The sequence below is a fragment of the Ruegeria sp. K11 genome, from assembly GCF_056531905.1.
The window spans coordinates 183,450-206,453 of record NZ_JBQFMP010000001.1 but is presented as its reverse complement, the minus strand read 5'-3'; the positions used below and the strand labels follow the sequence as shown (position 1 = coordinate 206,453).

At 60.4% G+C, this 23,004-nt stretch carries 20 protein-coding genes; 6 read left to right on the top strand and 14 right to left on the bottom strand.

What is annotated here, in order from left to right:
• Positions 1–57: 57 nt before the first annotated feature.
• On the bottom strand, positions 58–831 hold the full coding sequence (locus ACR0K4_RS01030; protein ID WP_480515669.1) for a Hint domain-containing protein: 774 nt from the start codon (positions 829–831) through the stop codon (positions 58–60).
• Between the two features lie 402 nt (positions 832–1,233).
• On the opposite strand from ACR0K4_RS01030, the gene ACR0K4_RS01025 reads away from it, so the two are divergent.
• Positions 1,234–2,247, top strand: a complete 1,014-nt coding sequence (locus ACR0K4_RS01025) for a hypothetical protein (protein WP_480515671.1) — start codon at positions 1,234–1,236, stop codon at positions 2,245–2,247.
• Between the two features lie 6 nt (positions 2,248–2,253).
• Here ACR0K4_RS01025 and upp read toward each other — a convergent pair whose 3' ends face one another.
• The 7 genes from upp to ACR0K4_RS00990 form a co-directional block, all read right to left on the bottom strand.
• Entirely contained in the window at positions 2,254–2,886 is a 633-nt protein-coding gene (upp, locus tag ACR0K4_RS01020; protein WP_480515673.1) for a uracil phosphoribosyltransferase, read from the bottom strand.
• Positions 2,883–3,869, bottom strand: a complete 987-nt coding sequence (locus ACR0K4_RS01015) for an adenosine deaminase (protein ID WP_480852488.1) — start codon at positions 3,867–3,869, stop codon at positions 2,883–2,885. The genes upp and ACR0K4_RS01015 overlap by 4 nt, the downstream gene beginning before the upstream one ends.
• Positions 3,866–5,077 carry a phosphopentomutase gene (locus ACR0K4_RS01010; protein ID WP_480852487.1) on the bottom strand — a complete coding sequence of 404 codons (1,212 nt, stop codon included), beginning with the start codon at positions 5,075–5,077 and terminating at the stop codon, positions 3,866–3,868. Before ACR0K4_RS01010 ends, ACR0K4_RS01015 begins: the two co-directional genes overlap by 4 nt.
• Positions 5,074–6,381, bottom strand: a complete 1,308-nt coding sequence (locus ACR0K4_RS01005) for a thymidine phosphorylase (RefSeq protein WP_480852486.1) — start codon at positions 6,379–6,381, stop codon at positions 5,074–5,076. The genes ACR0K4_RS01010 and ACR0K4_RS01005 overlap by 4 nt, the downstream gene beginning before the upstream one ends.
• Complete coding sequence (locus ACR0K4_RS01000) at positions 6,382–6,774, bottom strand: cytidine deaminase (protein WP_480852485.1); 393 nt, start codon at positions 6,772–6,774, stop codon at positions 6,382–6,384. It abuts the gene before it with no gap.
• A 99-nt stretch (positions 6,775–6,873) separates the two neighbouring features.
• A complete protein-coding gene (locus tag ACR0K4_RS00995) occupies positions 6,874–7,965 on the bottom strand; it encodes a cupin domain-containing protein (RefSeq protein WP_480852484.1) in 1,092 nt (363 codons plus the stop codon).
• A complete protein-coding gene (locus tag ACR0K4_RS00990) occupies positions 7,940–8,632 on the bottom strand; it encodes a hypothetical protein (RefSeq protein WP_480852483.1) in 693 nt (230 codons plus the stop codon). Before ACR0K4_RS00990 ends, ACR0K4_RS00995 begins: the two co-directional genes overlap by 26 nt.
• A gap of 188 nt (positions 8,633–8,820) precedes the next feature.
• On the opposite strand from ACR0K4_RS00990, the gene ACR0K4_RS00985 reads away from it, so the two are divergent.
• The 3 genes from ACR0K4_RS00985 (at position 8,821) to ACR0K4_RS00975 (ending at position 14,881) form a co-directional block, all read left to right on the top strand.
• Positions 8,821–11,094, top strand: a complete 2,274-nt coding sequence (locus tag ACR0K4_RS00985) for an NADP-dependent malic enzyme (RefSeq protein WP_480852482.1) — start codon at positions 8,821–8,823, stop codon at positions 11,092–11,094.
• Positions 11,095–11,374: 280 nt separating this feature from the next.
• Positions 11,375–13,264, top strand: a complete 1,890-nt coding sequence (gene prpE, locus ACR0K4_RS00980) for a propionate-CoA ligase PrpE (protein WP_480852481.1) — start codon at positions 11,375–11,377, stop codon at positions 13,262–13,264.
• Between the two features lie 180 nt (positions 13,265–13,444).
• Positions 13,445–14,881, top strand: coding sequence for an amidase family protein (locus tag ACR0K4_RS00975; RefSeq protein ID WP_480852480.1), 1,437 nt, complete (start codon positions 13,445–13,447; stop codon positions 14,879–14,881).
• A 255-nt stretch (positions 14,882–15,136) separates the two neighbouring features.
• On the opposite strand, the gene ACR0K4_RS00970 is transcribed toward ACR0K4_RS00975, so the two are convergent.
• Positions 15,137–15,898, bottom strand: coding sequence for an NAD kinase (locus ACR0K4_RS00970; protein ID WP_480515894.1), 762 nt, complete (start codon positions 15,896–15,898; stop codon positions 15,137–15,139).
• Between the two features lie 168 nt (positions 15,899–16,066).
• Here ACR0K4_RS00970 and glyA point away from each other — a divergent pair, with 168 nt between their 5' ends.
• The gene (gene glyA, locus ACR0K4_RS00965; protein WP_480515693.1) at positions 16,067–17,362 is read left to right on the top strand and encodes a serine hydroxymethyltransferase; all 1,296 of its coding nucleotides are present in this window, start codon (positions 16,067–16,069) and stop codon (positions 17,360–17,362) included.
• 68 nt (positions 17,363–17,430) lie between these two features.
• Here glyA and ACR0K4_RS00960 read toward each other — a convergent pair whose 3' ends face one another.
• Positions 17,431–17,805, bottom strand: coding sequence for a hypothetical protein (locus tag ACR0K4_RS00960; RefSeq protein ID WP_480515695.1), 375 nt, complete (start codon positions 17,803–17,805; stop codon positions 17,431–17,433).
• Between the two features lie 89 nt (positions 17,806–17,894).
• On the opposite strand from ACR0K4_RS00960, the gene ACR0K4_RS00955 reads away from it, so the two are divergent.
• Positions 17,895–18,653 carry an alpha/beta fold hydrolase gene (locus ACR0K4_RS00955; RefSeq protein WP_480852479.1) on the top strand — a complete coding sequence of 253 codons (759 nt, stop codon included), beginning with the start codon at positions 17,895–17,897 and terminating at the stop codon, positions 18,651–18,653.
• Here the strand turns inward: ACR0K4_RS00955 and ACR0K4_RS00950 are convergent, their stop codons facing one another.
• The 4 genes from ACR0K4_RS00950 to ACR0K4_RS00935 all read right to left on the bottom strand — a co-directional run bounded on the left by ACR0K4_RS00950 (position 18,654) and on the right by ACR0K4_RS00935 (position 22,981).
• Positions 18,654–18,839: a hypothetical protein gene (locus ACR0K4_RS00950; RefSeq protein WP_480515696.1), complete on the bottom strand. Its 186-nt coding sequence runs from the start codon at positions 18,837–18,839 to the stop codon at positions 18,654–18,656.
• Between the two features lie 83 nt (positions 18,840–18,922).
• Positions 18,923–19,315 (bottom strand): rhodanese-like domain-containing protein, encoded by a 393-nt coding sequence (locus ACR0K4_RS00945; protein ID WP_480852478.1) that lies wholly within the window; start codon positions 19,313–19,315, stop codon positions 18,923–18,925.
• A 75-nt stretch (positions 19,316–19,390) separates the two neighbouring features.
• Complete coding sequence (locus ACR0K4_RS00940) at positions 19,391–20,731, bottom strand: HlyD family type I secretion periplasmic adaptor subunit (RefSeq protein WP_480852477.1); 1,341 nt, start codon at positions 20,729–20,731, stop codon at positions 19,391–19,393.
• 3 nt (positions 20,732–20,734) lie between these two features.
• Positions 20,735–22,981 carry a type I secretion system permease/ATPase gene (locus ACR0K4_RS00935; RefSeq protein ID WP_480852476.1) on the bottom strand — a complete coding sequence of 749 codons (2,247 nt, stop codon included), beginning with the start codon at positions 22,979–22,981 and terminating at the stop codon, positions 20,735–20,737.
• Positions 22,982–23,004: the final 23 nt, after the last annotated feature.

Here is a 23,004-nt window from a genome sequence, read left to right as displayed (position 1 = left end):
ACCGGTGATGCTGGCGCATGATATCACGCGCCAGCATCGTTCTTCATAAGTGTTTAGTCAGGTCTGCCATTCAGGCCGCAGAAACAGAGCCGGAGCATGAGGTCTGCCCGGTCGCCCCGGACGCCGCACTCCCACCTGTGGACGTATCGGGAAAATCGGTTCCTGCGGGATGGGTGCAGGCAGTGCACCCAACGGGTTTGCAAAGGCTGAAATATCCGCCCTGCTTGCAATTGATTCAACGATGGCCTCGGCCTGATCCGCGTCGGGCACGTCATAGCCACGCGAGCCCGCGGCGGGTGATCTGCCCAACCGGCCGGCCGAGCAAAAGGCCTGAAATCCGCCTTCGATGAAAACGACCTCATCGTGGTCGAAAAACAGCGATACCACTTCAAAACTCTGCGCAGGTGTCTGAGACGTCATCCGTCCCACCCCGCTCAGCATGCGCGCCGGAATGACAGAGACCCCATTCCCCTGCTGCCCGGTTTTACCGAGATCCACCGCCATGCCCTGTTCCGGCATCAACCAGACGCGCCGCCCGTTATAGGCCGCGCGGGCCGGGACCTGCACCGGCAGATGCTCGGGCCGGGTCTCACCGCTTTCGATGGCGATATGATCGACCGAAACGCGCCGCAGTTCCTGAAACCCATTGTCCAGCGTCCGCACCCTATCACCGGTCTTCAGCCGTTCAACAAGTTTCCAGCCGCTGGTGGTCGCAACTTTGGTTCCATACAGCAATCCGCCGCGACGCGCTGAAACGGCCCTGCGGGCAATTGCTGTCCGATCACTGTCGGAATAGTCCGAATACCCTTTAACACTCACTACTTCTAACACGTGCCATCCCCCTTTTTTGGCACCTTCAAACAACACAGAAGGATGGATCAGTACTGCCCCATTCCGCCCCAGCTCTGCCACATTTGGGGCGTAATTGGGCCGATTTCGCCCCATTCCGGGCTGCATTTGGGAACAACCAGGGGCTTCATCCTCGCTTTTGTTCGGTATTTGAAACGATCAACCTTCTGCGCCTGACCCAATCCCCACGCGAATCTCAGGATTGACGGTGACCACCGCAGGATCGGATGCGCCGGTCCCCCGCCCCTCGTACCAGCCCGCACCGCACATTCTGGCGGCCGGTCTTTGCAGGTCATTTTGTCTTGGAGTCCCGCAACAGGTTTGCGCGCCAAGAATTCAGCATGTTAAGATCAAATCAAAACAAGACCCGAGCAGCACCAGATCATGACAGCACTTAAACAGTATCAGCGGATTGAGGCGACGGGTCTGTGGCGGTCCACTCCTGAGGACCAACGCCGCGAGGTCGTGGTATCCATCGGAGAAGCCACGCTGACCATCTCGGATTTCAATGACCGGGCGCTGACCCATTGGTCTCTGGCCGCGCTCAGGCGGCAGAATCCCGGTGGTTATCCGGCGGTGTTCAACCCTGATGGCGACCCGGATGAAACGCTGGAACTCGCTGAATCCGAAACCACGATGATCGAGGCGATCGACCGCCTGCAGCGCGCCATTGACCGGGCGCGTCCCCATCCCGGACGACTGCGATGGGCCAGCGTCGCCGGTGTTGTTGCCGCCGTCGTCGCGCTGATGTTCTTCTGGGTGCCTCAAGCGGTACAGAACCACGTCGTCTCGGTTCTGCCCGATATCAAACGGCAGGATATTGGTGACGCCATCCTGCATCGGATCGAACGCGTCTCGGGCAAAGCCTGCGCGTCCGAAGACGCACAAGCTGCGCTTGACACGTTGGCGGCACGGACAGGCGTGGAACAGATCATCATCCTGCCCGCGGGTGTGCAAAGCAGCCTCGGCCTGCCCGGAGGGATCGTGCTGTTGAACCGGGCGTTGGTGGAAGATCACGAGGATCCCTCGATTGCCGCCGGATACATTATCGCTGAACGCGCGCGGTCCGAAGCACAGGATCCGTTGGACAATCTGATCGACCGCACAGGTGTCGGCACTGCCTTTCGCCTTCTGACAACCGGAGAGCTGACGCCGGATGCGGTGGACGCCTATACCGAGCAGGTTCTGATCGAGCCCCGTCCGGATTTGCCGGACAATGATCTGCTGGCCGTATTCGCCCAGGCCGCTTTACCATCGACGCCCTACGCCTTCGCGATGGACGTCACCGGAGAGACGGTTCTGGGCCTGATCGAGGCTGACCCGATGGCAGGTCGGCCCATGCAACAGGTATTGCCTGACCGCGACTGGGTCCGACTGCAGAATATTTGTGGCGAATGAACCGGCTTATTTGGTTCCGAACATCCGGTCTCCGGCATCGCCAAGGCCGGGCATGATATAACCCTTGGAATTCAGCTCGCGATCCAGCGCCGCAGTGACGATATGCACGTCCGGGTGTGCCTCTTTCATGCGCGCGACGCCTTCGGGCGCGGCCAGCAGGCAGAGAAAACGGATATCAGTCGCGCCCGCCTCTTTCAGCAGATCAATCGCTGCGGCCGAGCTGTTGCCGGTGGCCAGCATTGGATCAACCGCAATCACCAGACGGTCCTTCAGCCCTTCGGGCGCTTTGAAATAGTATTGAACCGGCTGCAGCGTCTCTTCGTCGCGATAAAGGCCAACAAAGCCCACCCGGGCCGAAGGGATCAGTTCCAGCACCCCGTCCAGCATCCCGTTCCCGGCCCGCAGGATCGAGACCAGCGCCAGTTTCTTGCCCGCCAGAATGGGCGCATCCATCTCCTCCATCGGGGTTTCGATGTGGCGGGTGGTCAGCTTGAGTTCCCGAGTGACTTCATAGGCCAGCAGCAAGGTGATCTCGCGCAGCAATTGCCGGAACGCGGCGGTCGAGGTGCCCTTGTCCCGCATGAGCGTCAGTTTGTGCTGCACCAGCGGGTGATCGACGACGGTCAGATGTTCGCTCATGAGTTCTCCAGTCTTGTCTTGACCCGCGCGCGGGTGTCTTCATCACAGAATGCCGCATTCAGGGCGTTCTGGTTCAATTCGGCAAAGTCTTCGGCCTTCCAGCCGAAGGCTGCAGCCAACATCTCATATTCGCGGCGCATTGTGGTGTGGAAAAACGGCGGGTCATCGGTTGAGACGGTGACCTTCACACCCGCCTCGCGCAGCTTGGCAATCGGATGGGCGGCGAAATCGGGAAACAAGCCCAGCACCACGTTCGAGCCGGGACAGACCTCAAGCGTCACGTCCCTATCGATGACTTCGCGGATCAGATCGGGGTCTTCAATGGCGCGCACGCCATGACCAACCCGTTCGACCCCCAGATCACGAATGGCATCCCGCACACTGTCCGGCCCACCGAATTCTCCGGCATGGGTTGTCAGGCGTAACCCCGCCTCACGGGCACAATCAAAGGCCCATGCGAAATCACCTTGCGTATGGACGCCTTCATTGCCGCCCATGCCAAAGCCGGTGATCCAGTCGCCAGCCGTTTCGGCGGCGCAAAGGGCGCTGCGCTTGGCCTGCTCGGGGCCGAAATGGCGCACGCAGGTCACGACACCGCGCAGGGTGATGTCGAACCTGCGCTCGGCCTCGTCCGCGGCGTCCTGAATGGCGGTCAGATAATCGCGCCACGCGTGCAGATCCCCATCGCCGCAGAAGTCGGGGCTGAGGAAGGTCTCGGAGTAGACCACACCATTCGCAGCGCTTTCTTCGAGGATCGCCAGCGTCAAACGGCGGAAATCTTCGGGCGACTTCAGCACTTCGCAGGCCGCCTCGTAGACGCTGAGGAAATGCGCGAAGTCGCGGAAGTCGTAGGAGCCATCGGGCTTGAATATCCCGCTGAGATCGACCTTCTTTTCATGCGCCAACTGTCTAATGAAGGCGGGCGGGGCTGCGCCTTCGTGATGCAGGTGAAGTTCGATCTTGGGCAGGTCGGCAACGGTCATAGAAAGCTCCGCCCCGGTCCGTGCGCGGGGATGTTCAGATGGTGTGCGATGCTGGCCGCGACATCGGCAAAATTGATCTGGCCGATCTCGCTCGCGCCCTGCCCCGCCACCAGCACCGGCACCTGTTCGCGGGTGTGATCGGTGCCGATCCAACTGGGGTCATTTCCGTGATCTGCGGTCAGCAGCATCAGGTCTCCGGGGCGCAGCTTTTGCAGGATCACCCCGATCTCGCGGTCGAACCATTCCAGAGCACGGGCATAGCCGCTGATATCGCGGCGGTGGCCATAGAGACTGTCGAATTCGACGAAATTGGCGAAGGTCAGGCTGCCCTCTTCGGCCTCATCCACCAGATCGGACAGGTGCCGCATCAGGTCCGCGTCCGGGCCCTTGCGCAGCGTATCAATTCCCTGCATCGAGAAGATGTCGCCGATTTTACCCACCGCATGAACGCGGCGGCCTGCGTCCTGCGCCCAGTTCGTCAGCACCGGCGCGGGCGGCAGGATGGCGAAATCCTTGCGGTTGGTGGTGCGGGTAAACCCATCCTCAGCCGATCCCACGAAGGGCCGCGCAATCACGCGCCCCACTTTCATCTCATGCAATCGCGGCGCAAGCGTCCGGCACATATCCAACAACCGTTCGAGGCCAAAGCTCTCCTCATGCGCGGCAATCTGGAACACGCTGTCGGCAGAGGTATAGCAGATCGGCCAGCCGGTACGCATGTGTTCGGCCCCGAGGTCGGCGATGATGGCCGTGCCCGATGCGTGACAATCGCCGAGGATACCGTCAGTTCCTGCCGCCTTGGCAGCGGTCCGGCTTAGATCAGCGGGGAATGCGGGCTTGGTATCCGGGAAATAGTGCCAGTCCCACAGCACAGGCAAACCCGCCAACTCCCAATGGCCCGAGGGCGTGTCCTTGCCCGGTGAATATTCCCGCGCACAGCCCCAGAGACCCGTTGGCGTGGCGTCCAGCCCCGGCGTTGCGTCACCCGAGGCCAGCCGCACCGCAGCCCCCAGACCCAACGCATCGAGATTGGGCAGGCGCAAAGGGCCCGAACGCCCGTCTTCGGCGCGTCCCTCAGTGCAGGCCTGCGCGATATGGGCCACCGTGTTCGCACCGGTATCCGGTACGGTGCCGTTGAAGAACTGATCGGCATCCGGCGCGCCCCCGATGCCAACCGAATCCATCACCACAAGGAAAGCGCGGCTCATACGCCGATCCTCTCATGTACGTGGGGCGGTTGATCCACGGGCGTATCGCTGATCGTAACGGCGTTCAGCACCGCCTGCGACGCCTGCCGCGCCGCGTCTTCGCGTGCGGCATGGACCACGGCCAGCGGTGCGCCTTTCTGGACCGTCTCGCCCAACCGTAAGATGCCGGACAATCCGACCGCCGGGTCAATCTCATCGCTTTCGACCTGACGCCCGCCGCCCAGCGCAACCACGGCAAGGCCCAGCGCCTCGCCATCAATGGCCGCGATATAGCCATCGCGCGGTGCAGGAACTTCCTGAATCACGTTGGCCTCGGGCAGGAACCGCGCCCATGTGTCGACGAAATGCACCGGGCCTCCGACAGCGGCCATCATCCGGCCAAACCGTTCGGCGGCACGGCCATCGCGGATTATTTCGGCGATCTGCGCCGTGCCCTCTTCGACCGAAGCGCACATCCCCGCGTCCGCCATCAACACACCGCCCAGTTCGGCCGAGATATGGGCCAGAGGCGAATCCTGCCCGCTGGTCATAACCTGCATCACCTCGGCCACTTCCAGCGCATTGCCCAGCGCCGGGGCCAGCGGTTGGTTCATATCGGTGATCACCGCCGAGGTCTTGCACCCCGCCGCGTTCGCGGTTTCGGTCAGCGCCTGCGCCAGCCTGCGAGCATCGTCGAGCGTTTTCATGAACGCCCCGCTGCCCACCTTGACGTCCAGCACCAGCGCGTCTGGGCTGGCCGCCAGCTTCTTGGACAGGATCGACGCCGTGATCAGATCGAGGCTTTCCACCGTCGCCGTCACATCGCGTATCGCATAGAGCCGTTTATCCGCAGGCGCGATCTGGCCGGTGGCCCCCACAATCGCCGCGCCTGTGTCTTTCAGAACCTGTGCCAGACGGCTTTGACCAATCTGGGTTGTGACCCCGGGAATAGCCTCAAGCTTGTCCAGCGTGCCGCCGGTATGGCCCAACCCACGGCCCGAGATCATCGGCACATAGGCCCCGCATTCCGCCAGCGCAGGAGCCAGAACAAGGCTGACGCAATCACCGACCCCCCCGGTCGAGTGCTTGTCGATCACCGGGCCGTCCAGATCCCAGTGCAGCACCTCACCACTGTCGCGCATGGCCACCGTCAGATCGGCCCGCCCCTGCGCGCCCAGCCCGCCCATGCAGACGGCCATGGCAAAAGCCCCCGCTTGCGCATCGCTGACGCCCCCATCCGCAAGGCCCTGCGCGAACCAGTGCAGTTCCTCGCCCGAGGGCACTTCGGACCGGCGCAGCTTGGCAATGATCGAACGGGCGTCCATTCAGTTGCCTTCCATATGCACGGCCCCAAAGGCACCGGGCAGCAGATCAGCAATGGTGGTGCGGGTTTCGACACCGTCGACGGTTGCCATCGTGACCACAACATCGCCTTTGCCGAATTCGGCCAGTTTCTGGCGGCAGCCGCCACAGGGCGGTACCGGCTGCGAGCTACTGGCGACCACATAGACCTCGGTCAATTCCGTCTCACCAGCGGCGACCATGGCGGCGATGGCCCCGGCCTCGGCGCATGTGCCTTCGGGATAGGCGACGTTCTCGACATTGCACCCGACATACGTCTGGCCCGAGCCTGACCGGATTGCGGCCCCAACTTTGAAATTAGAATAAGGCGCATGGGCGTTTTCCCGAACGGCGCGCGCGGCATCTTTCAGAGACATGGGCGATTCCCGATTTTTTGATCACTTGGTCAGAATACCGCACCCTAAAGGAAATCGCCCGGTGATTTGAAGCCCCCGGGCGCGGTTATCCACAGGCTTCTAGCCCAGCGTGGTGTTGAAGGTGCCGGGTAGCGTGACCTCAAGCAGTTCGATGTCATCCGAAGGGTCAGACAACCGGGTCCGCATGCCGGGCGGGATCACAAAGGCATCGCCCTGTTCCAGCCGGAATGGGTCGCGCCCCTCGCCCTCCAACGTCACCTCGCCGTTCATCACAAAGGTGAAGTGGATATCCGTATCATGGCTGGCCCATTCCGGGTTACCCTGCCCCCGGCGCACAACCTGCACCCCGGCGACGCCTTTGGTGTTCTCGGCAATCGTCGTGTCGCGACAGATGTAACCCGGCAGGCGGAAGGGCACCCATTCGGCATCCTTGGCCTGATTGTAAACAAACCGTTGCCCCTGCCATTCTCGATCCGGGCGGTAATGCGGGGTGGGCAGCTCCATCTGGTGGTCGATCTCGGTCACATGTTCGGCGGGCACGCCGATCTCGATCACCTGCACATTGTCCGAGGCTTCCAGCACCCGGTGACGGATTTCCGGCGGTTGGATAAAGCAATCCCCGGCTGTCAGGCGCATCTTGTCGCCCTGATCCTCATAGACCACGTCGACCCAGCCATGGATGCAAAAGATCAGCTGAAACCCGACCTTGTGGAAATGCACCATATCCGGCACCGGACCGCCATCGGGAATGCGGATATGGCTGGCGATGATCGAGCCACCCAGCCGATCCGGCACCAGATCGCGATAATGCATTCCGGCCCGCCCGATGATCCACGGAGCCTGATCCTTGAGGCGGCGCACCACGAAGGAATGCACCGTTTCGGGCATAACCATCGGCGGGTTCAGTTCCTCGATCTCGACCCGCGTGCCATTCGGCGCAACAAGGCTGCGCCGACCGTCGGCAAACCCATCCGGGTCCTCGGTCAGAATGCGCAAGGTCCCTGCGGCCTCGGGCGCGTCCTTTTCGATCCGCAGGCGCAGCCCATGCCCCGAAAACACCGCGACCCGAGGGTCGTCTGCGGGATAGATCATATCCATCCGCATCCCCAGCACCTTGGTGTAAAACGGAATATCGTTGCGCAATTCCTGCGTCGGCAGGCGAATTTCAGCTCGGGTCTGGCTGTCGGTCATTCGAAGTCTCTTCGGTTCTGGTTTTGGGCCATCCGATCAGAACGGCAGCCAAAATGCCAATCGAAAAGAACATCTCGAGCGTTTCTTCGAGAACAAAGAGGCGCAGCATCATGACCTCCGAGGTCTCGGCGCCAAGCACCCCCGACGCCTCTTCCAGCAATTGGGCAACGACCGCAAACATTCCTGCAAGCACGAATATGGCCAGAAACGGCGCGCGCAGCTTGAACGCGCGCCACCCGTTCGGCACCCCGTGCCAGACCAGCCCGCCCAACACCACAACGGCCAGTGCAACCCGCACCAGCGTCATGTCCAGCAACGTATCCAGACCGCTCAGGATCGTGTGAGGCAGGCTGTCAACGGCATAAACGTCCGCCTCAAGCTCGCGCTCGGCCAACAGCAGGCACACCACACCAATGTAAAGGCGCGTGACGCCAGGATAACGGTAAAACGCGATCAGCCCCGCAGCAAGCAACGAAAACGCCGAAATCGTCTCGAACAAACCACCTTCCTGATTGAAGGCCGATGCCTGCACCGGCCAGATCGAAATCGCGATCAGCAACGCTCCTCCCAGCATCAAAGCCAGGCGCAGCGCATGTTGCGGGAAACGGGACGCTCTGCCGTCCGGGGCCCGGTGTGAACCGGCCTGCACGTCGTCTTTTTGGCTCATATGGTGACCCCGGGGCGGTGAAATGGTGTAGCGCGCGGCGCGAAGGTGGCGGAACCTAACTGATCTGAGACAGAATTCAACCAACTCTGCGCTGATGCCCGGAAACCGTTGCAAATTGACGTGGCGTAGCCAAGCCGAAAAAAATGGTTTAACCACCAAACAAAATTCGGAACGGAGATGAATCGCTGATGTCTGACACCCCCAGCCTGCGGCAGGCCGCACTTGACTATCACGCCCATCCGAGACCGGGAAAGCTTGAGATCCGGGCCACCAAGCCCATGGCCAACGGTCGCGATCTGGCACGCGCCTATTCGCCGGGCGTGGCCGAGGCCAGCCTCGAGATCAAGGCCGATCCCGAAAACGCCGAGCTTTATACTTCGCGCGGCAATCTTGTGGCGGTGGTCTCGAATGGCACGGCGGTTCTGGGGCTGGGTAATATCGGTGCGCTGGCCTCGAAACCCGTGATGGAAGGCAAGGCGGTTCTGTTCAAGAAATTCGCCGGCATTGACTGTTTCGACATCGAGGTTGATCAACCCGATCCGGAAAAGCTGGCCGAGATCGTCTGCGCGCTCGAGCCGACCTTCGGGGCGATCAACCTGGAAGATATCAAAGCGCCTGACTGTTTCATTGTCGAGAAGATCTGCCGCGAGCGGATGAACATCCCTGTTTTTCACGACGATCAGCACGGCACCGCCATTGTCGTAGGCGCGGCGGCCAAAAACGCGCTGCATGTGGCGGGTAAGTCGTTCGAGAATATCAAGGTCGTATCGACCGGCGGCGGCGCGGCGGGCATTGCCTGTCTCAGCATGCTGGTCAAACTCGGCGTGAAGCGGGAGAACATCTGGCTGTGTGACATTCACGGCCTGGTCTATGAAGGTCGGGCCGAAGACATGAACCCGCACAAAGACCAGTTCGCGCAGAAGTCCGATCTGCGCACTTTGGACGATGTAATCGCGGATGCCGACCTGTTCCTTGGCCTTAGCGGGCCGAATGTGCTGAAGCCCGAGATGGTCACGAAAATGGCCAGCCGTCCGATTATCTTTGCGCTGGCCAACCCGACGCCCGAGATTCTGCCGGACGCGGCGCGCGAAGTGGCCCCGGATGCCATCATTGCGACCGGCCGCAGCGATTTCCCCAATCAGGTGAACAACGTCCTGTGCTTCCCCTTCATCTTCCGTGGCGCTCTGGATGTCGGCGCGACCGAGATCAATGACGAAATGCAGATCGCCTGTGTCGACGGCATCGCCGAGATGGCCCGTGCGACGACAAGTGCCGAAGCGGCGGCGGCCTATAAAGGGGAACAACTGACCTTTGGCCCTGATTACCTGATCCCAAAACCATTTGACCCGCGCCTTGTCGGCGTGGTGTCGTCCTCGGTTGCCAAGGCCGCCATGGAAAGCGGCGTCGCAAAACGACCCATCACGGATATCGAAGTCTATAAAGAACGTCTGAACCAAACGGTCTTCAAATCCGCGCTGATCATGCGCCCGGTTTTCGAGGCCGCTTCGGTCGCGTCCCGCCGCATCGTTTTTGCCGAAGGCGAGGATGAACGGGTGCTGCGCGCCGCTCAGGCCATTCTGGAAGAGACCACGGAAACCCCGATCCTCATCGGACGCCCCGACGTGATTGACGCGCGCTGCGAACGCATGGGATTGACGGTCAGACCCGGCGAGGATTTCCAGATTGTGAACCCGGAAAACGACCCGCGTTATTACGACTACTGGACCTCGTATCACCAAATCATGCAGCGCAGAGGCGTCACACCTGATCTGGCCAAGGCCATCATGCGGACCAACAGCACCGCCATTGCGGCAATCATGGTTCAGCGCGGTGAAGCCGACAGTATGATCTGTGGCACGTTCGGCGAATACCGCTGGCATCTGAACTATGTCGAACAGGTTCTGGACGACGGCGATCTGCGTCCGCATGGCGCGCTGTCACTGATGGTACTGGAAGACGGCCCCCTGTTCATCGCCGACACGCATGTGCACCAATTGCCCTCGCCGGAAGAACTGGCCGAGGCCACCATCGGCGCCGCCCGCCACGTACGACGGTTCGGGCTGGAGCCGAAAATCGCCTTCTGCTCGCAATCGCAGTTCGGCAATCAGGAAGAAGGATCCGGCAAACGTTTGCGGGCTGCGCTGGAAATCCTCGATTCCGAGCCGCGCGATTTCACCTATGAGGGCGAGATGAATCTGGATGTGGCCCTTGACCCCGACCTTCGGTCGCGGATTTTCCCGAATTCACGCCTGACCGGGGCCGCGAATGTCCTGATCTTTGCACATGCGGATGCAGCCAGCGGCGTGCGCAATATCCTGAAGATGAAAGCAGGCGGGCTCGAGGTGGGGCCAATCCTGATGGGTATGGGCAACAAAGCCCATATTGTTACCCCGTCGATTACGGCTCGTGGGTTACTGAACATGGCAGCAATCGCTGGCACGCCGGTGGCCCATTACGGATAGCCCTTGCGCCCGGATGGACATAACTTCGGGCGTCCAACCGGACGCCCGTTGTGATTCTGGCATCATCAGGTTTTTGCACGACAGACTTTGCAAGTTTGCAAAATTTTCCGCTCTGAAAGACAAAACCCGCCAGAAATACCAGTTTGCAAAACTTTGCAGGCGAATTTCGGGGCTTCTGCAAATATTTTGCGATAAACTGACGCGCCGTCATTACGCTTGCTTGCCGCATGTCATCGAGACGCCTAACACACTGCACAGGGAATTTCAGGAGGAGACGGCGATGGCCTATCAGGACGTTTACGACAGTTGGAAATCCGATCCGGAAGGCTTCTGGATGGAGGCCGCAAAGGGGATCGATTGGGTTCAGCCGCCGTCCAAGGCTCTGTTCGATGACAATGCCCCTCTCTATGAGTGGTTTTCCGATGCGCGCGTAAACACCTGCTGGAACGCAGTGGACCGCCATGTGGAAAGCGGCAGGGGCGAGCAGACGGCAATCATCTATGACAGCCCCATTACCCACACCAAGCGCGAGATTTCGTATGTCGAGCTGCGCAACCGCGTGGCGACTTTGGCAGGTGCGTTGCGCGCCAAGGGCATTGAGAAAGGCGACCGCGTCATCATCTACATGCCGATGATCCCGGAAGCACTTGAGGCAATGCTGGCCTGTGCCCGTCTGGGTGCCGTCCATTCGGTGGTCTTTGGTGGATTTGCCAGCAACGAACTGGCGGTTCGTATTGACGATGCGAAACCCAAGGCGATCATCGCCGCCTCCTGCGGGATGGAGCCAGGCCGCGTGGTGCACTACAAACCCTTGCTGGACGGCGCGATTGATCTGGCCAGCCACAAACCTGATTTCTGCGTGATTTTCCAACGCGAACAGGAAGTTGCACAATTGGTTGAAGGGCGCGATTACAATTGGCACGGGTTCCAGTACGGGGTTGAACCGGCAGACTGTGTTCCAGTCGATGGCAATGACCCGGCCTATATCCTGTACACCTCGGGCACAACCGGTGCACCCAAGGGCGTGGTGCGCCCGACCGCAGGCCATCTGGTTGCACTCAACTGGACCATGAAAAACATCTACGACGTCGATCCGGGCGACGTATTTTGGGCCGCGTCCGATGTGGGATGGGTCGTGGGGCATTCCTATATCTGCTATGCGCCGTTGATCCACGGCAACACGACCATCGTGTTCGAGGGCAAACCGGTCGGCACCCCTGATGCGGGGACGTTCTGGCGGGTGATTTCCGAGCATAAGGTCAAAAGCTTCTTTACGGCACCAACCGCCATCCGCGCGGTCAAACGCGAAGATCCCAAGGGCGAGTTGATTGCGAATTATGATATATCGCATCTGCGGGGGATGTTCCTGGCGGGCGAACGCGCCGACCCGGACACGATCGAATGGGCGCAGGAGGCGCTGAAGGTTCCGATCATCGACCACTGGTGGCAGACCGAGACTGGCTGGGCCATCGCCGGCAACCCGCTGGGCATCGAGGAGCTTCCGGTCAAGCTGGGCTCTCCGGCCAAGCCGATGCCCGGTTATGACGTACAAATCCTTGATGAGGGCGGGCATCCGATGAAGGCGGGGGAATTAGGGGCGATTGCCGTCAAGCTACCGCTGCCCCCAGGCACCCTGCCGACCCTGTGGAATGCCGAGGACCGGTTCAAAAGCTCATACCTGAACCACTTCCCCGGTTACTATGAGACCGGCGACGCGGGCATGATCGATGAGGACGGGTATCTTTATATCATGGCGCGCACTGATGACGTGATCAACGTCGCGGGCCACCGCCTGTCCACCGGCGGGATGGAAGAGGTTCTGGCCGCCCATCCCGACGTGGCTGAATGCGCAGTGATCGGTGTGACGGATCAGCTTAAGGGTCAGATGCCCGTGGGGTTCCTGTGTCTGAATGCCGGCTGCGACCGCGATCACGGCGAGGTGGTTCAGGATGTGGTCAAGCTGGTCCGCGAAAAGATCGGCCCGGTCGCGGCCTTCAAGCAAGCCGTTGTAGTGGACCGCCTGCCCAAGACCCGCTCGGGCAAGATATTGCGTGGGACAATGGTGTCGATTGCGGACAGCAAGGAATACAAGATGCCCGCCACCATCGATGATCCGGTCATTCTGGACGAGATCACCAATGCGTTGAAGACCATCGGTTACGCACAGTAATTCAGCAATAACAAATAGGGTGCGCCTTTCGGCGCGCCCGATTTGCGCTATCGCGCATGTGCGAGGCTCTGCCTCGCGCTCCGGGATATTTTGAGCCAGATGAAGGAGGATCCCTGTTCTGGGATTGCAGCTCTTGCCATCGGGCCCCTTCCGCCGCAGGTTGAGGCCGGGAGGACGATCATGAGCAACAGTGACATCTGGCGGCTAAGTGCCTTGGAGTTGGCTGCGCTGACCCAAGCTGGGGAAATCAGCGCCGAGGAAGCTGTCCAATCTGCGACCGATCGCATGCATGCGGTCAACCCGGACCTCAACGCGGTTGTCGAGGACCTGAGTGCCGAGGCGTTGACCCGCGCCCGCGATCTGGATCACGCCATCGCACAGGGAACCGAGCCAGGCCCTTTGCATGGCGTGCCCGTCACGATCAAGATCAATGTGGACCAGAGAGGTCATGCGACCTCGAACGGTGTTGTGGCCTTGAAAGACGTGATCGCACCCGATGATGCGCCATTGGTCCGCAATCTGCAAAAGGCCGGGGCCGTTGTGATCGGGCGCACCAATACGCCCGAGTTTTCGTTCCGCGCAGATACGGACAATCCGCTCTATGGCCGCACGCATAATCCGTGGGGGCGGCATATTTCACCGGGTGGGTCATCGGGTGGTGCCGGGGCGGCTGTCATGGCCGGGATCGGTGCGCTGGCCCATGGCAATGACATTGGCGGCAGTCTCCGGTTCCCAGCGGCGGCCAATGGGGCGGTTACCGTCAAACCGGGTCTTGGACGCGTACCCGCGTGGAACCCGAGCCAGACCACCGAGCGCGGGTTGCTGGCACAATCGATGTCGGTTCAGGGGGTGATCACCCGAACCGCACAGGACCTGCATCTGTCGATGCCCAGTCTGATCGCGCCCGACCCGCGCGACCCGTTCCATGTCCCTTTGGCGTGGCGCGGCCCGGCATTGGATGCGCCGCTAAAGGTTGCTTTCACGCGGGACACGTTCGGATACGACCTGCATCCCGAAGTCGACCTGGCACTGGAGGCTGCGCGGGACGCGTTGATCGACGCGGGTTATCATGTGGTCGAAACCGATCCGCCGGACGTGTTCGACTGTGGACGTTCGGGATACCGCGCGCTGATGGGCGAGGTTCTGACGCTTCTCAAGGGTGATATCGAAGCGGCCGGGTCACAGACGATCCGGAATATCTTTGAGGTCTACTTTCAGGAGTTTCCGCCCATAACCGGGACCGAACTGATCCAGATAATGGCGCAACGCAGCCATTACGCGCGCGAGTGGTCTCTGTTTATGGAAGAGTATCCGCTGGTTCTGTCGCCCTTTTTGCCACAGCCTTTCTTTAGACCGGACAGAGACACTGAAGGGGCTGAAGGCGTGCACGAGGTTCTTGGCTGTGCCGTTTATTCTTATGCGATGAATTTCATCGGCCTTCCAGCGGCCAGCGTGCCCGCGCGCCTTGCGACCTTGCCCGGTGGCGTTCAGCCGATCAACATTCAGATTGCCGCCCGGCGCTGGCGCGAAGATCTGGCTGTCGATGCGGCCATCGCAATTGAAGATCGTGTGGGACAGATGGCTCCGGTGCTGTGGGACCAAATGGCCAAGACCTGACAGCAAAGAAAATAGACCCCGGGTTATTGCGCCCGGGGTCCACGTGCTAAAATAAGCCCGGATTTTTGATGACAAGCGTGGCACCACCCACCCTCGCCAGCGCGTAAACTGCGCAATCATTTCGAAAACACCGTTTGATGGCCACTCACTTCCACCTTGGCGTGATCTCCGGACAAGTTGACCCTACCAAAGGGAGATGCAGTTGCCTGTGAACTGGATCACACAAGCGTTGGAATTTTTCATTTGAGAAGAAATTTATGTGAATTGTTCGGAAATTAAACGCTCTTCCAGGCCGTGACCGGGGTCGAACAGGATGCGATGGCGCACCGCGGGTTCCGAGCGAATCTCGACCCAGTCAATGTCGGGAATTGATATGGAATCCGCGTCTGCCATCACAGGGCGCTTATCTGCTTCGATCACGTCAAACCGCACCTGAGCGATTTTCGGCAACAAGGCCCCCCGCCAGCGGCGCGGACGGAATGCAGCAATTGCCGTCAGGGCCAGAACATCCGCGCCAATCGGAAGGATCGGGCCGTGGGCAGAATAATTATACGCGGTCGAGCCAGCAGGCGTGGACAACAGCGCCCCGTCGCAGACAAGCTCGGCCAAACGGACACGACCATCCACACTGATCCGTAGCCGCGCGGCTTGCGGCCCTGCCCGCAGCAGCGAGACTTCGTTGATCGCCAGCGCCTCGTGGGTTTTTCCCGCCTGATCCATAGCGGTCATGATCAGCGGGTTGATGACCTCTTCCTCGGCGGCGGCAAGCCGGGCTGGAAGGTCCAATTCTTCATACTTGTTCATCAGAAAACCGATCGTTCCACGGTTCATACCGTAGACCGGCGTGTTCAGATGCTGAGTGTTGTGCAAAGTGCGCAGCATGAACCCGTCCCCTCCCAACGCGACCACCACATCTGCATCCCGCGGGGCTGCATTTCCGTAACGCGAAACCAAAGCGTCGCGCGCGCTTTGGGCGACGCTGGCCTCGCTGGCAAGAAAAGCGATTCTCTGGGTCATCATTTCCGGTTTCCGGTGCAATACATTTGGTTCCGAAACAAACACACCTTTCCGCATTTCACCAGAGTTGACGCCGCAGCGAACCAATTCGTCGCTTTACAGCCTTTCTCGGTCGTTCGGTTTCCGATAGGAAATCCGCCATATATACCCCAGCCCTGTGGAGCCATTATGAACGCCAACCTTCGTGATACCGGTTTCTTCACCCAGTCCCTCGCGGATCGTGACCCCGAGCTATTCGGGTCGATCACATCTGAACTGGGCCGTCAGCGCGACGAGATCGAGCTGATCGCGTCCGAGAACATCGTCTCTGCCGCCGTTATGGAAGCGCAGGGCTCGGTCATGACCAACAAATACGCCGAAGGCTATCCCGGCCGTCGCTACTATGGCGGCTGCCAGTTCGTCGACATCGCCGAGAATCTGGCCATCGACCGCGCGAAAGAGCTGTTTGGCTGTGGCTTTGCCAACGTGCAGCCGAACTCGGGCTCTCAGGCGAACCAGGGCGTGTTCCAGGCGCTGATCCAGCCCGGCGACACCATCTTGGGCATGAGCCTCGACGCTGGTGGTCACCTGACCCACGGCGCGCGTCCGAACCAGTCGGGCAAGTGGTTCAACGCGGTGCAATATGGCGTACGTCAGCAGGACAACATGCTGGATTATGATCAGGTCGAGGCACTGGCGAAAGAGCATAACCCCAAGCTGATCATCGCGGGTGGCTCGGCCATTCCGCGCCAGATCGATTTCGCCCGGATGCGCGAAATCGCCGATATGGTCGGCGCATATCTGCATGTGGACATGGCGCACTTTGCAGGTCTGGTTGCAGCAGGCGAACACCCCTCGCCGTTCCCCCACGCACATGTGGCAACGACCACAACCCACAAGACTCTGCGTGGTCCGCGTGGCGGCATGATCCTGACCAATGATGAGGATATCGCCAAGAAAGTGAACTCGGCCATCTTCCCCGGCATTCAGGGCGGCCCGCTGATGCATGTGATCGCCGGTAAGGCCGTGGCCTTTGGCGAGGCGCTGCAGCCCGCGTTCAAGGACTATATCAAGCAGGTCGTGACCAACGCGCAGGCGCTGTCGGATCAGCTGATCAAAGGCGGCCTGGACACCGTGACCCACGGCACCGACACCCATGTGGTTCTGGTTGATTTGCGCCCCAAAGGCGTCAAAGGCAACGCAACCGAGAAAGCCTTGGGCCGCGCCCATATCACCTGCAACAAGAACGGCGTGCCGTTCGACCCGGAAAAGCCGACCATCACGAGCGGTATCCGGCTGGGCTCGCCCGCAGGGACCACCCGCGGCTTTGGCGAGACCGAGTTCCGTCAGATCGCCGACTGGATCATCGAGGTTGTGGACGGTCTGGCCGCCAATGGCGAAGAGGGCAACGGCGAGGTTGAGGCGAAGGTGAAGGCGGAAGTCGCCGAGCTGTGCGCGCGCTTCCCGATCTATCCGAATCTCTGATCCGTCTCGGATTTTGAATTAGAAAGCGGCGCCTCAAGGGGCGCCGTTTTTCTTTTGCTGGGGCCGTGTCAGATATACCCGCGCCAGCGCAGGACAATGACCGCCAACGCCGCCAGCGCAAGGAGCCCCAGCGCCAGCGAGCCAAGAAAACTCAGAAACCACCCCCAGCGCCGGTCGGCCAGATTGATCGCGTTCAGGTGCCCCTGCACGTCTTTCGAGGCTTTTTCGAGCCGCGGCATATCCAGCAGCAACTGCAATTTGGGGTGTTCGGCCATCTGTTCAGCCCGGGCCAGAACCATGGCTTGTTTATAGATCTTGCGCGGCAACCGCCGTTTGGCGCGCCGGACCGAGGCAGTGAGAGTTTTGTCTTTCACCCCCAGCTTTTTGCGCAGCAAACCAATGGTCTGCGCGATCTGCGTCTGGATATCGATTTCCTGCGCCATTGGCCCCTCCTGACGCGGCAATGTACCCTTGCACAACGCGTGCGACAATGGGGCTGGTTGTTCCGTGCGACGGCGAGTATCACAGGCTTATGCTGAATACGATCATCCATGGCGACCCGACCGATCTTCCCCCGCTTTTGATTGCGCATGGGCTTTACGGCTCGGCCCGAAACTGGGGCGTGATCGCGCGACGCCTGTCGGATGAACGTCAGGTCATTGCGGTGGATATGCGCAACCATGCCTACAGCTTCTGGGACGCGCAGCATGACTACCCGCATCTGGCGCAGGATCTGGTCGAGGTCATCGATAGTCTGGGCGGCAAGGCAGATGTGGTCGGACATTCCATGGGCGGCAAGGCCTCGATGATGCTGGCGCTGGCGCATGGGGACCGCGTCAACAAACTGGTCGTGGCCGACATTGCGCCTGTGACCTATGGCCATAGTCAGATTCAGTTTATCGAAGCTATGCGCAACGTCGATATGTCCAGTGTCGAGCGCCGCTCGGACGCCGAGACGCAGCTGGCCGATCTCGGGGTCGAAAAAGCCCTGCAGAGCTTTTTCACCCAATCCTTGGATGTCGAAGGCAAGCGCTGGCGATTGAATTTGGACGTTCTGGCCGACGAGATGCCCAAAATCATGAGCTTCCCAAAGGTCGAAACCCAGTGGGACGGACCGACGTTGTTTCTGTCGGGAGGAACCTCAGACTATGTTCAACCTGAACACCGCCAAGCGATCCGCGCGCTGTTTCCGTCAGCACGTTTTGCGAAAATCCCGGGCGCAGGGCACTGGCTACATGCCGAGAAACCCCGCGAGTTCGAAGCCGCTGTCAGAGCGTTTCTGAATGCCTGATCAGGTCCCGTTGTAAAGCCGTTTGGCCACCAACCACGAGACCGGGGCAGCAACCACAGCCCCCACGACTGCCGCCCAGACAATGGCCATCGCCGTAACCAGCCCCGCCGCCAGCACGGCGATGACGGCGCTTCCGGCAAAGGCGGTCGCGATCAGAGAATAAAGCGTTGCGGCAAGGCGTAGCATGGCCGGTATCCTGTCTGTTAATGTTTGGCCTTCACATTACAGTAACAGAATGTGATGTGCTTTGACCTGTGTCAGATCAGGGTTCACATTCCCGGATCAACCGGTTCAACGATTTCGCCGCCGCCATTTACCCAATCCGCGAAACCACCCAGATTGTAGACCTGCGGATATCCCATATCCACCAACAACTTACCGGCCAGTGCCGCGCGACCACCCGAAGCGCAGTGCAGGATGATGACGCGGTCCTTGCGCAGTTCGGGATCATAGGATTGCAGGTCCGGGTCGGCGCGAAATTCCAGCATGCCACGTGGAATGTGATGTGATCCAGCCGCGCGCCCGGCCCGGTCCAACTCGGGTGCATCGCGCACATCAAGCAGCAATGCGCCCTGCCCAATCAATTCGCGGGCGCGCGCCGCATCGAGACGCGGGACCACGGCATTGGCGGCTTCCATCATGGCCTTGACGGTCAACGGCATGTATTCATCTCCTGTCATGATCTGACAGAAATCTAACATGCGAAATTTGGAAGGTGTAGCCCCGTCGCCCGCGACCTAATGTTCGCGGAAGGCCCGGGACATGCTGTCCACCACCGGCTTGGCGATATAAGCGGCAAAGGTGCGCTCTTCGGTTTGAATCATGATCTCCGCGGGCATACCGGGCGTCGGCACAAAGCCCCGAACACGCTCCATCTCGTCTTGGGTCAAGGAAATCCGGGCCAGATAAACCTCTTGCGGAATACCCGCCGAATCCTCAAGCAATGCGTCAGCCGAGACATAGAACACCTGGCCCTCCAATACAGGGGTCGTGCGTTGGTTCAGCGCCACCAGCCTGACGGTCGCCATCTGCCCGGTGACCACGCTGTCGATATCGGTTCGCGGAATCTGCGCTTCGATGATCAGAGGCGCGTCCGCAGGAAGAATCTCGGCAATCGGCTCTCCGGTTTCGATCACGCCGCCGGGAGTGTGGTGATGAAGCCGCACCACCGTGCCGGTTACCGGCGCACGAACAACGGCGCGATCCAGAACGCTGCGGGCCTGACGTGCCTTTTCGCGGACGCTTTCCAGATCGGCCTCGATCACACCCAGCTCATCCAGCGCGGCCTCGCGATAGGCGGACCGGGTGCGCAGGATTTGTTCATCGTATTTCAGCAACATCTGGTTAACCTCGGCCGTTTCAGCCTGAAGCCGGGCCAGTTGCCCTTCCGCCTCGGCCTGAACCCGACGGATCGTATTCAGGTCACCTTTACGCACCAGACCCTTGTCAAAAAGCGCCTCTTTGGTATCGAATTCTTCCTGCAGGATATCGGCGCGGCGCTCCATGCTGGCCAGTTGCGCCTCGAACCCCGAGGCGCGGATGCGCAGCGCTTCCATATTCCGCTCCAGCAAGGCGATATCGTTCATCAGCGTCTTGCGCGACACGTCAAAACTCAGCTTCTGACTGTCGAGAATGGTCATCACCTCGACATCGTTCGAGGCCTCGATCAAAGCGGATGAAAAGGACAGACGTTCCTGTTCACTATGCTCGGCCAACAGACGTTCCGTCATGGCCTGAAGGCGGATTTTGCGGATAAACAGCTCGCGTTCATTGGCCTCGGCCGAGGTCTGGTCAAGCGTCATCAGGATTTCGCCGGCCTGAACTGATTGGCCTTCGTTGACCAGAATGTCCTCGATGATGCCGCCTTCCAGATGCTGCACTATCTTGTTGCGACCGGTCGCGACAAAGCTGCCCTGCGCGATTACGGCAGCCGCCAGCGGAGCGCGGAAAGACCAGATGCCGAAACCGCCGAAGCAGACTAACAGCATGACCAGGCCAATAACGATCAGCCGATTGATCGAGCGCGGAACCTCGGAATACCACAGGGTCGGTTCCCGGGATTGGACCAGTTCATTCATCGCTTACCCCTCCTTGCCCTGCAGCTCGGGCTTTGGGCGCGGACCGTTGAGTTGTTGCAGCACCTGTTCGCGCTGACCAAACAGCGCAACCCGCCCATCGGTCAGCAGCATGATCTTGTCCACCACGTTCAGAAGGGTCGGTTTCTGGGTGATGACAACCACGGTGATCTTGCTTTCTCTCGCCTGTTCAATCGCGCGGGCCAGCGCCTTGTCTCCTGCCACGTCAAGGTTCGAGTTCGGTTCGTCCAGAACCACCATCTTGGGGTTGCCAAAGAACGCCCGCGCCAGTGCGATACGTTGTTTTTGTCCACCGGACAGAGGCGTCCCATCCGCGGCGACGACGGTCTCGTACCCTTGCGGCAGGGTTGCGATCATATTGTGCACATCGGCCAGAACGGCGGCATCGTGGATTTGCTCGTCGGTGGCATCGTCGCGCATACGTCCGATATTGTCCTTGATCGTGCCGGGAAACAGCTGCACATCCTGCGGCAGGTAGCCAATGCTTTCACCAAACTGGCGCGGATCCCAGTTGCGGATGTCCATCAGGTCCAACCGTACCGAGCCTGACGTCGGCAGGATCGACCCCACAAGCGTTTTACCCAGCGTTGTTTTGCCCGCACCGGAATTGCCGATAACGGCCAGCGTCTCACCCGGGTTCAGGGCAAAGGAAATCCCGTTCAGCACCACGCGTTTGGTCCCGCCGGGAACATAAAGCAGACGCTCCACATCCAGACGCCCTTCGGGTCGCGGCAGGCGCAGCTTCTCGAATTGCAGCGCCGAGTTGGATAACAGCGCCTTGATCCGGCCAAATGCGCCGCGTGTCAGCAGGAAAGTGTTCCAGCCCTCGATTGATCCTTCGATCGGGGCGAACGCACGCCCCGCGATGATCGATGCCGCGATAACCATGCCGCCTGTGATCTCGCCCTGGAGCGCGAGATAAGCGCCCCATCCCAGAATGCCGATCTGGGTCAGCAGGCGTATGGCCCGCGAGATCGCAGCGAAGATCACGTTACGATCCTGCGCGCGCACCTGCCAGGTCAGCGATTGCGCCGTGTCGCGGCCCCAGATGCGCACCGCCTCGGGGATCATGGCCAATGCGTTGATGATCTGGCTATTGCGCGACATCGAATCCAGATGCTGGTTGGCCATCGCCTGCGCATGATTGGCCTTGGCAAAGGGCTTGGCCGTCATTTTCTGGTTGACCAGCGCGATGATCATCAACAGCAGCGCAGTGACAACAACGATCATGCCAAGCTGCGGATGTACCAGAAAGATCATCAGGATGAACAAAGGTGCAAAGGGCACATCCAGGAAGGATATCAACGTCCCCGAAACCAAAAAGCCGCGCACCTGCTGCAAATCGCCCAGCGTCTGATACTCGCGCCCGTTCCCGTGCAGCGACGCATGGGCTGCCGCGCTCAGCACCGGAGCGCCAAGGCGGGCGGCAACTTCGACTGCTGTGCGCATCAGCATGAACCGGCGCACCGCATCAAAGGCGGATTGAAAGATCACAGCCCCCGCGACAATCGCCGTCAGCATGATCAGCGTGTCCAGTGACCGGCTGGTCAGCACGCGGTCGCTGATCTGGAACAGATAGATCGGGATCGCAAGAATGAGGATATTGGTGGCGCAGGTCAGCACCAGCACAAAGGCCAGATTGCGCCAGATCGCACGTAGTGACACGCGCAGGGTTTTCTGGAAATCCTCGGGCGGGGTCCGCTTGTGAAACGTCTGGGGTGGCCCTTTGCCATCGCCGCCACCCGAACCCGGGCGCATCAACGGCTGATTTGCCTTCGCCTCGATCGTGGTGCCCATGCGGTCTTTACCAACCGGCTCCGCTGAGGGGGTCATGCGCGCAGTCGATTGGTCAGTGGTCTCACGATCCGGAGGTGAGGTATCGGCCACCCCAGCATCACGGCCCGCTAATTCCTTGTCTTGCACGGGCTGCGATGTCGCGCGCTTGCGGGGAGAGCTAGCACGCTGTGGTTTCGTCGTCTTTGCCGACGCACCGGTTTTTTTATGATGCGTCGGTTCGTCGGGCACAACTTCAGCAGCGGCTGTCGGGCAACGCTCGGGTTTCGACACGCACATCTCCTTGGTCAGCCGCAATCGGGGCGCCGCCCCGGGTTTGTCAGTCTTTACTTGAACATCCAACCGGTCTTTGGCCTTGTGGTTCAGTGTTGCCCCGCCCCCCTGACGGTCCAACGGACTGGCAAAACGGGTGCGACGAGACGAAAAAACAATCGACATGAAACAAACCTATCGGGTCACTC